We start from the raw sequence: 10534 nt of genomic DNA, 5'->3' as shown, positions 1-10534 counted from the left end.
GGAAAGGTGGTTGACCGGAAATGGAAATGGAAAAAATCAATGACAATACCATTCGTGTTTTACTTGAAAATGAAGATTTGAACGAGCGCGGAATTACTGTTCTTGATTTGCTGGGGAACCATAAGGAAATTGAAAGCTTCTTTTATAGTATTTTAGAAGAAGTTGATGTGGATCATGAGTTTCGAGAAAATGAAGCAGTTACTTTTCAGTTACTGCCGAGTCGCAATGGACTTGAGTTATTTATCAGCAAAGCAACAGCTAAGGGAAATAAAAAGTCGGGCTCACAGACTAATGGTGATGACGATGCTGGTTTTTCATTAGTTAATGGCCAGACTTTGGCGGATTATCTTAAAAATGGTGGTTTAAATATTTTAAAAAATGAATCTGAAGCAGCAATTAAGGACGATGGTGATGGAGTTTCTGGATATATAGATGACGAACGTTTCAAACGTCAACATTATGTTTTTGCATTTTCAGATTTTGAGGATTTTGTTCAACTGGCTAAAGCTTTAAAAACCGATGAACTTGGTTCGAGTTTGTATTTATTGAATCAGACTCTTTATTTAGATGTTGTTTTCTTTACTGAACAAATTGAAGAAGCTGAAATTTATGATATTTTGGCAGTTCTAGAGGAATTTGGAAAACATGTTAGTCTTGAACATGATGTTTTAGACGAACGTGGAAAATGTTTGCTGAGATCCTCAGCCTTTGAATTAGCACGTTACTATTTTAAATAAGTAATTGAATAAGCCTTTGAAGCGGATAAGTAGTTGCAAGAAATTTGCAGCTGCTTTTTAGTTTTTTAGAAAGTAATTGACGTAATTAATAATGAGGTGGTCAAATGTTAATTGCAGAAAATTCCGCTGGTAAAAAGGTAACTGCTTTTGAAGTTTTAAATTCAGACAATCACCAGTTTTCTTGTCCAATCTGTCACGGAATGGTGGTCTTAAAAAGAGGCAGATTGAGGATGCCACATTTTGCACACTATCATCAATGTCCTGCCCATGAAGAAGGGGAGACTGTTGAGCATCTAACAGGAAAAATAAAACTATTAGCTAATTTTTCACAAGCCGGCTATTATTGTAAATTAGAAGTTTATTTGCCTAAAATAAAACAGCGACCTGACTTGTTAGTGGACTTAGGTGATAAATTATTAGCCGTTGAATTTCAATGCGCGCCGCTTAAGTTAACAACTTTTAAACGACGAACGCTTGGTTACGTCAAGCAGGAATTAAGATATTGGTGGATCCTTGGTAAACGTCACTTTCCTAGAAAAAAATTGACGCAGCAAATTGCTCAATTTATGAAATGGCATCCAAATCTGGGCTTTTATTTAATTTATTATTTTTCTGATCAAGGAATTTTTATACTTGTTTATCAAATTAAGCAACCTGATTTTTTAAATTTACAGTATCGCTGTTTTAAGACAACTGATCTTATAAAATTACAAAAGTTTATGAGAACGATCTCAAAACCGCTAAAATTATCATTGCAAGCGCGTCAACGTCAACAAAAAAATTTTTTAAAAGCTTGTTCATATTGTCAAGGAAATTTATTTCAGGAACAAATGGCTTGGTATCAACAAAGGGTAGTCTTTAGAAACTTGGGAGTGAAACTGTTGCCTTTTTCTCTTAATTATCCACTTTTTATCAGCAAACAACTTATTTGGCAAAGTCAGCTTTTGCGAAGTAACTATCAAGGCCTTCAACAATCAGAAGCTTTAAAGTTGGTTACTTGGCAAACTTATCAGCTGCCTTTGTTGAATACACAGCTATTTTTAAAACAAAGCCAAAATTACTTTTTTATAAAAGCACAGCAACTTAGAGTGACAGAATACACAATTTAATAAAAAGCTTTTCATTTATTAAACACAGTTCTTTAATAAATGAAAAGCTTCTTGGTTATAAAGTATGCAAATGAGGAATGTTTTGATTTTTAGAATTATCTTGGTTAATTAAAAGATCGTTTAATTTTCCATTGCACAAGTCTTCTAGTAACTGATAAGAATTACACTCCGTTAAAGAAACTCCGCAATCAATTCCTTCTAAATTGTAAATTACAATTGTTGGATAACTGTGAACTTTCATTTCAGCGGCCATCTGCAGATCTTGGCGAAATGAATTAGCTGTAAAATTCGAACGACGATCATTGGTGAACATTTCCCAATCGAGGTGACTAGTGATGGCAATTTGTTGAACGAGTTGATCGCAATAAGAAATGTTGTTTTCAAATATTTCTTGCTGCAAGTTTAACAAAAATTCACGACCGCGTTTCTTTCCCTGAAATAAAGCAGCTTTGTAATCTAGCGACGCTTGATAAGCTTTTTGGAAAAGCAGATTTCGCAAATTTAAATTATTCAGTGGTAAAGAATTTTCCACCATCATTGAGGAAATCGTTTCAAGATTGATAAAAGGTATGAAACGAAATTTGAGCTGATCTTTTAAGACTTCAGCCAACCTTAGGATATTTTGTTCTGAATTAAAACAGCTGGTGCCAATTGGATTGATGAAGAGATATAATTCTAACACCGTTTTTCCCCCATTAAGATAAAATGCGATGATTTTGTTGAGCTACTTATAGCTTAACAAATAAAAAAATTTTTTCAATGATTCTGATTTACAATTTCTTTTCATTTCTAAAAGGGGCATTATTTAAAACAGTATGGTAAACTATGGTTGCAATGTAAAACAGACTTCAATTAGTTAGATCGAATTAGAAGAGGTTATTTATGAAAGTCGCAATTTATGCAAATGAGGGCCGTCGTTCGACGATCATTAGTCAACGTCTTAAAAAAAAGTTTGCCGATACTCATTTTATTTATGATGAAAAAAATCCAGATATAGTCGTGACAGTGGGTGGCGATGGAACATTGCTTTCTGCTTTTCATAAGTATGCAGCAATTATTGACACAGTCCGTTTTGTAAGTGTTCATACTGGACATTTAGGTTTCTATACCGATTGGCGCGAAGATGAGATCGATGATTTAGTTGTCAGCTTACAGTCGGATAATGGACAAGCTGTCAATTATCCATTACTAGATATTCGGGTTAAGTATCAAGGGTTAGCTAAAGCTGTTAATTATTTAGCGCTAAATGAATCTACTTTAAAAAGAAACAGCGCTACTATGGTCACAGATGTTTACATTGGCGGTGAATTTTTTGAAAAATTTCGTGGAGACGGACTTTGCATTTCAACTCCAACTGGGTCGACGGCCTACAACAAATCATTGGGAGGTGCGGTAATCCATCCTAATTTGAAAGTCTTGCAAGTTACTGAGATTAGTTCAATCAATAATCGAATATTTCGGACATTAAGTTCACCGATGATCATTGCTCCTAGCGATTGGATAACTTTGATTCCAGATCGTCAATCTGATTATATATTAACCGTCGATCAAGATACTTTTCATGGAAAGCAGATCGAACAAATCAGATATAAAATTTCAAAAAAGAGCATTCATTTTGCTAAATATCGGCATATGCAATTTTGGCGACGAGTTCAGGATGCATTTATTGGCAATGAATTTGGAAATTAATTGGATTAGCCACCAACCGCAAAAAATTAAAATTAAAAGTTTTCTTAAACATCAGGGCGTTTCACGGCGCTTGTTGACAGCTGTTAGACATCATGGAGGATGCTTATTATTAAATGGCCAAAATTGTCGAAAAGTTGATTGTATTTTTCCGGGGGATCAATTGACGCTCGGATTGCCGGCGGAAAATTCACCAAATTTACAGCCATCATTTGTTCCAATTGAGGTTTGTTATGAAGATCGAGATTATTTAATCATCAATAAACCAGCTCGAGTAGCTTCAATTCCTTCTCCGCTTCATCCAAATGACTCATTAGTCAATCGAATTTGGGGATATTACCAGATTCGCGGATACCAAAATATTATTCCACATATTGTTACCAGACTCGATCGTGATACTTCTGGATTGGTATTGATTGCTAAGCATCGTTTTGCGCATTCATTGTTAAATGACTCGTTGAAAGTTAAAGTTCAGAAAGATTATGCTGCTATTTTGACAGGCAGAATTCAACATTTTCACTCGTTGATTGCACTGCCTTTGACCAGAGATCCTAATTCATTGATCAAACGTCAAGTGGCTAAAAATGACGGTCAACCAGCAACAACAGAACTATGGCTGCAGCAAAATTTTGCTCAAGCAGCCTTTTGTTATTTGCGGTTACACACTGGGCGAACGCATCAAATTAGGGTTCATTGTGCTTATTTAGGTCATCCGTTAATTGGTGATACTTTGTACGGTGGAAAGATTAATCAAGTGTTACAGCGGCAAGCTCTACATTGTTATTGTTTAAAATTCCAACAGCCATTAAGCAACAAGATGATTGAAATAACTTGTCAACTTCCGAAAGATATGAAAAACTATTTGCTGAAGCAGGATTAGAAGGATTAAAAATGACGGAAGTAAAAAATAACCATCAAACTAAACAAAATAAAATTGCTAAATTACTTGATAGTCAATCAGCTACGCGTTTTCGGCAGTTTTTTTTAAAGTTACACGTTTATCAGCAGGCACAAATAATCACAGAATTAGACTTTCAGCAACGACAGCGTTTATATCGTTATCTAACAGCTCATGAAGTGGCGGATGCATTTAATGAACTTGAAGATAAAGCGATTGGTGCAAAATATTTCGCTGAAATGATTCCTAAGTATGCGGCTAAAGTAATTTCGGCTATGTACACCGATAATGTCGTCGATATCTTGGCAAATTCCCGACAAGAAGATTTAGGGCGGTATTTTCATTTTTTACCAGATCAAAAGGCTGCTGAGATCAGAGAAATGCTTCATTATCAAGATAAAACTGCCGGTGCTATCATGGCAACTGAGTTTGTGGCGATTTTAAGCAACCAAACAGTTAAATCGGCCATGCATGTTTTAAAAATCCAAGCAAAACAAGCAGAAACAATTTATTATGTTTACGTAGTTGATCAAAGAGAACAGTTGATCGGAATTGTGACCTTAAGAGATTTGTTAACTGCTTCAGATAATGCTTTGATTAGTGAAATCATGAGTCCACAAGTAATCTCGACGCGTGTTGATACTGATCAGGAGGAAGTCGCACAAACTATTCGTGATTACAATTTTTTGGCATTACCAGTAGTTGATTTTGATAATAAATTGATTGGAATTATTACGGTTGATGATGTGATCGATGTTATTGATGAAGAATCTGCAGAGGATTATGCTGGCTTAGCTGGTGTTGATATTGATGAAAATCCTGATAATCCTGTTATGGCAGCAATCAAACGCTTGCCATGGTTAATAACCTTGCTTTTTCTGGGGATGTCGACGGCCTCTTTAATTTCACATTACGAAGATTTAGTCAGCGAAGCCAGCATTTTAGCCGTTTTTATTTCTTCAATCACTGGAACAGCTGGAAACGCTGGAACCCAAAGCTTAGCAGTTGCTGTTAGACGTTTAGCGGATAAGGATGCTGATCATCGTGGTTTGTTAAAAATCATTTTTTCAGAATTATTAACAGGTTTGTTAATTGGTTTAATCACTGGCACAACAATTATGGTTATTGTTGGCATTTGGAAACAAAACTTTAGTTTAGGTTTAGTGATTGGTTTAGCAATGATGTGTGCGATTATTGTTGCTAATTTGGCTGGAGCACTGATTCCAATGTTAATGAATCGGCTGGGCGTTGATCCGGCGGTGGCTTCCGGCCCATTTATCTCGACACTTAGTGATTTGACCTCAGTTTTGATTTATTTTAATATTGCACAAATTTTTTTAAGATTCATTCTTAAACAATAAGACTTTTTGAAATTAGAATTAGGACTTGACTTTATTTTTTAATCATTGTTTAATAAAAATATCATAATTTTAAAGAGGGAATTTTAAATGTCAGTTTTTACACAAACACAATTTTATTACTATTATGGCTTTACTTACTTTAAGTAAAGTCCGTGTTTGTGTGCTAGACACGGATTGGAAAGTTCGTGTCTAGGTGCGTAAAGACATTTTTGCCAGCTAGACAAAAAATCTAGTTGGCAAACAGAGTTAGTAAAAGACCAACTAGATGCAAAAATCTAGCTGGTCTTTTTTTTCGGGAGGTTTTTAGATGAGATTAAGTAATCGTACTAGATTGGTGACCTGTTTATATTTAAATTACTTTGTTCATGGAATCGGATTGATCATCTTAGCTCAGAATATGAAAGAGCTGGGTGATTTGTGGAAGCAACCATTAGCAACGGTTTCCTATGTAATCTCAGGAATCGGCATTGGAAAATTATTTGCTTACTTGGTGCTTGGAGTTTTAGCTGATCGTTTTGGTCGCAAAAAATTTATATATTTTGGAATAATTTGCTACTTGATTTTTTTCAGTGGGATGTTGATTGCACCAACGATTCAAATTGCCTATTTATTAGCTATTTTGGCAGGAGTTGCTAATTCAGCTCTTGATACGGGAACTTACCCAACGTTTATTGAATTAGGTAAAAATAATGGTTCAGCTAATATATTGATCAAAGCTTTCATGTCTGCCGGGGAATTTGTGTTACCGTTACTCGTTGCTTTTTTAGAGAACCGAGAGCTTTGGTTTGGCTGGTCATTTATTTTACCAACATTTGTTTTACTAATAAATTTAGGATTGTTTATTCCAGTCAAGTTTCCACTCGCTAATACGATAACACAAGTTTCGCAACAAGGCAGTCTGCAACTGAAAGCGATGAAAAAGAACTGGTTGGCTGTCTGTTTAGCACTTTATGGTTATACATCGATGGCAATCATGATTTTGTATACTCAGTGGATCAGTTTATATGCTCAAGCTGAACTAAATTTTTCAAATTGGCAGTCACATTTTCTGTTGTCAATTTATAGCATTGGCTCAATCGTTGGAGTATTAATCGTTTTTGCACTTTTAAGAAAAAATGTTAGCGAAACAACGCTACTTCTAATTTTGAACCTATTGGCACTTGTGAGTTTGACATTAGTTTGTTGGGGACAAAATTTCAACTTACTGGCAATTGCTTCGTTTGCTTTTGGTGTGACGGCAGCAGGCGGAGTGATGCAAACTGGCTTAAATTTGTTTTTAAAGTTATTTCCTCGAATCAAGGGCCTTTTGACCGGGATCTTTTTTACTTTCGGCAGCTTGGCACTTTTTTCAGTTCCAATTTTAACTGGCTGGCTTTCAAAAACAAGTGTTGCGCTGGCTTTGAGGTCTAACATGATCATTTGTGTAATTGGCTTGGGGTTGGTTATGGTGACTTGGGGATTACTTAGAAACACAACGACTTTAAAAACAGTTCGTCAAAGAATATCTTTGATCGATCGAGGCATTATTATTTTGTTGAAGCGGCGTTTTCGAGCAGTTGATCAAGTTGGCCAAATTAAGGAACAGGAACACCAGCCAATTTTAGATCGAGCTCGTGAACAAGTGATTCTCCAAAAAATTGCTGTTGAAAGTTCAGATCAGCAGTTAGTACCATATTTACAAGATATTTATCGTCAGATTATGAAAAATTCGCGAAACTATCAAGCAGCCAATCAAAGAGAAAAAATTTAAATTTTGAAGAAAAAAAGCATTAAAATACAGGAGGCTTTTTAAATGAATTATTTAACAGCAGGTGAATCACACGGCCCACAACTTACTGGGATTATCGAAGGGTTTCCAGCCGGAGTTCATTTGGATCTTGAACAACTTAATCAGCAACTTGCGGCGCGCCAAGGCGGTTATGGACGCGGAAATCGTCAAAAGATTGAACATGATCAAGTTGAGTTGGTTGGCGGTGTTCGTCATCAAGAAACACTGGGATCTCCTTTAGCGTTAGTAATAAAAAATATTGATCATTCTCATTGGTCAAAAATCATGGATCCATCAAGTCCTGCAAATGAAAGAAATACTTTACGCAAGGTCGAACGTCCTCGTCCTGGGCACGCTGATTTGGCTGGTGGAATGAAATATCGGCAACGAGATCTGCGAAATGTTTTGGAGCGCTCTTCCGCTAGAGAAACAGCGATGCGTGTAGCTATTGGGTCCATTTGTAAACAATTGCTAGCTCAGCTGGGAATTAACTTGGTTGGCTATGTTGAGCAGGTTGGCAAGATTGAAGCGGTTAGTAATCAGCCCACTAATGTTAGGCAAATTGAAGAACAAATTAAACTTAATGATTTAAGAATAATTGACCAAACACAAATTAAACAGATTCATCAGTTGATTGATCAAACTAAAAGGGCTGGTGATACCTTAGGAGGAATAATTCGGGTAGTCGTTGAGAATTTACCAGCTGGTTTGGGAAGCTATACTAGTTGGAACACTAAACTAGACGCTAAACTAGCAGCAGCAGTTATGGGAGTCAATGCAATTAAGGGAGTAGAAATTGGTGATGGTTTCACGGCGGCTGCAAGGCTTGGCAGCCAGGTAATGGATCCGATTTGTTGGGATGAAACTAACGGATGGGCACGAACATCAGATCATTTAGGCGGTTTTGAAGGTGGGATGACCAATGGCATGCCAGTCATTATTAAAGCTGCAATGAAGCCTATTCCAACTTTATACAAAGCCTTGCCGAGCGTCAATTTGACTACTCATCAGGTACAAAAAGCTAATGTTGAGCGCTCTGATACAACGGCGATCGTGCCAGCTTCATTGGTAGTTGAAAGTGTTGTCGCGATTGAATTAGCCAAGGTAATTACGGCAACTTTTGATGGCAGTAACTTGACTCGGCTTAAGCAACAGTTAAGTGCTTATCGTCAAGAAATTCGTGAATATTAAGAAGGTGACCGTTTGAGAGTTCATACGCTTGGGCCTGCAGAAACCGACAGCAACCAGGCTGCACAGTATTTTGTAGCAAACTTGATTCAAGAGGCTGGCGAAATAATTCTTCATCCAAGCTTTGAGCAGCTGTTTGTCGAACTTCCCCAATTGGCAGGTGATTATTTATTGATCCCGACCGCTTTTAGATCAAGCCAGCTGAATTTATCTTGGGGTCAATGGCATTATCGTAATTTAAATCAGTTAACTTTGAAGAATGCCTTTATATTTCCGCTAGCACCTTTAGTCTTATTGGAAAACACCCAAAATTCAAATAATTTAGCTGATACACATGCGGCCTTAGCTGATTTGTTATCACAAATCATTCCCACAGCCCAAATCAACTGCTCAGCTAGTAAGTACTTAGCTTATCAAAAATATCGGTTAACTGATAGTCGCTATGTCCTGACTAACCAACGATTGGTTCAGATTCGTCCGTTTGAAAGAATAATTAAAAAATTTGAGCCACAGATGATTTGGGCAGTTTATCATATTAAAGGAGAACTAACAAATGTCAAAAATTAAATTAGCTGGATTGCCAGAACATGGTTTACGCGGTGAATTAAAGATGCCTGGAGATAAAAGCATTTCGCACCGGGCTTTGATGATTGGTGCAATCAGCCATGGTAAAACAGTCGTTGATCATTTTTTGTGGTCAAATGATTGCCAACAAACATTAAAGGCTCTGCAAGCTTTAGGCGTCGAACTAAAAACTGACCGTCAACGAATAATCATCAGCGGTCAAGGCTTTTCAGGCTTAAAAGCAGTTGCGAACTGGTTGGAAATGGGTAATTCTGGTACGACGGCCCGACTTTTGATGGGAATTTTGGCTGGCAGAGACTTTACCAGCTATTTACGCGGGGACGTATCCTTAAGTCGCCGACCAATGAAACGAGTTAGTCAGCCGCTTAGCCAGTTCGGAGCTAAAATTATTCCATCATCAACTGGGACCTTGCCACTGAAAATTGAAGGAAATTCTTTGCATGGAAGTACGGTTAAATTAACAGTTGCAAGTGCCCAAGTAAAAAGTGCATTGATTTTTGCTGCTTTGCAGGCAGCAGAACCAAGCACCATTATTGAAAAACTTCCAACGCGAAATCATACAGAAATTATGTTGCAGAAATTTGGAGCAAAGATCACTACAGCGTCAGACAATTTGACAATCAGGATTGAACCGGGAGCAAAATTAACTGGCCAAGAAATCAAGGTTCCTGGTGATATTTCATCAGCAGCTTTTTTCTTAGTCGCTGCTACGATCGTCCCACATTCTGATTTAATTATTAAAAATGTCAACTTAAATCCTACTAGGACAGGAATTCTGCGTGTTTTGAAAAAAATGGGTGCAGCAATTGAAATTGATTATTTGCCAAATGATGGTGAACCGCTTGGAAAAATTGAAGTTCGTTCAGCACAATTGCAGCCAATTGAAATTCAAGCTGCCGAAATCCCGGCGATTATTGATGAATTACCGCTGGTGGCTTTATTGGCAGCTTGTGCCAGTGGAACAAGCAAGATTACTGGGGCAGCTGAATTGCGAGTCAAAGAAACGGATCGGATCGCGACGGTTGCAGCTGAACTTAAAAAACTTGGAGTTCAAGTTACGGAATTGCCAGACGGAATGATCATTCAAGGAATTTCCAGTTGGCAGCAGCAAACGGACCAATTAGAAAGCTATGGTGACCATCGAATTGGAATGATGCTGGCAATTGCCGCGTTGCGATCTAAGCAGCAATTTTTCTTTTTGT

10 protein-coding genes are annotated in these 10534 nt (G+C 37.1%); 9 read left to right on the top strand and 1 reads right to left on the bottom strand.

Translation table 11 applies throughout. The features are described 5' to 3' along the window. The first annotated feature begins 20 nt into the window (after positions 1–20). Both ON15_RS09420 and ON15_RS11290 read left to right on the top strand, forming a co-directional pair. The gene (locus ON15_RS09420) at positions 21–737 is read left to right on the top strand and encodes an adaptor protein MecA (protein ID WP_010581242.1); all 717 of its coding nucleotides are present in this window, start codon (positions 21–23) and stop codon (positions 735–737) included. Between the two features lie 104 nt (positions 738–841). Next, complete coding sequence (locus ON15_RS11290) at positions 842–1846, top strand: competence protein CoiA (RefSeq protein WP_010581241.1); 1005 nt, start codon at positions 842–844, stop codon at positions 1844–1846. Positions 1847–1901: 55 nt separating this feature from the next. Here ON15_RS11290 and ON15_RS09410 read toward each other — a convergent pair whose 3' ends face one another. Continuing rightward, a complete protein-coding gene (locus ON15_RS09410; RefSeq protein ID WP_010581240.1) occupies positions 1902–2528 on the bottom strand; it encodes a DsbA family protein in 627 nt (208 codons plus the stop codon). A gap of 200 nt (positions 2529–2728) precedes the next feature. On the opposite strand from ON15_RS09410, the gene ON15_RS09405 reads away from it, so the two are divergent. The 7 genes from ON15_RS09405 to aroA form a co-directional block, all read left to right on the top strand. After that, a complete protein-coding gene (locus ON15_RS09405; protein WP_010581239.1) occupies positions 2729–3535 on the top strand; it encodes an NAD kinase in 807 nt (268 codons plus the stop codon). Continuing rightward, complete coding sequence (locus ON15_RS09400; protein WP_010581238.1) at positions 3519–4412, top strand: RluA family pseudouridine synthase; 894 nt, start codon at positions 3519–3521, stop codon at positions 4410–4412. Before ON15_RS09405 ends, ON15_RS09400 begins: the two co-directional genes overlap by 17 nt. A gap of 11 nt (positions 4413–4423) precedes the next feature. Beyond that, positions 4424–5791, top strand: coding sequence for a magnesium transporter (gene mgtE, locus ON15_RS09395; protein ID WP_010581237.1), 1368 nt, complete (start codon positions 4424–4426; stop codon positions 5789–5791). Between the two features lie 307 nt (positions 5792–6098). Beyond that, entirely contained in the window at positions 6099–7541 is a 1443-nt protein-coding gene (locus ON15_RS09390; RefSeq protein WP_010581236.1) for an MFS transporter, read from the top strand. A 42-nt stretch (positions 7542–7583) separates the two neighbouring features. After that, positions 7584–8750, top strand: coding sequence for a chorismate synthase (gene aroC / locus ON15_RS09385; protein ID WP_010581235.1), 1167 nt, complete (start codon positions 7584–7586; stop codon positions 8748–8750). A gap of 12 nt (positions 8751–8762) precedes the next feature. Further along, complete coding sequence (locus tag ON15_RS09380; protein WP_010581234.1) at positions 8763–9314, top strand: hypothetical protein; 552 nt, start codon at positions 8763–8765, stop codon at positions 9312–9314. Further along, positions 9301–10534: 3-phosphoshikimate 1-carboxyvinyltransferase (gene aroA, locus ON15_RS09375; RefSeq protein ID WP_010581233.1), on the top strand; the 1234-nt coding region annotated here is incomplete at its 3' end. The genes ON15_RS09380 and aroA, both read left to right, overlap by 14 nt.

The sequence above is a fragment of the Liquorilactobacillus vini DSM 20605 genome (genome assembly GCF_000255495.1).
In the GTDB taxonomy this organism is placed as follows: Bacteria; Bacillota; Bacilli; order Lactobacillales; family Lactobacillaceae; genus Liquorilactobacillus; species Liquorilactobacillus vini.
Note: the sequence above shows the minus strand (reverse complement) of the source record. Positions and strands in the feature narration are given on the sequence as shown.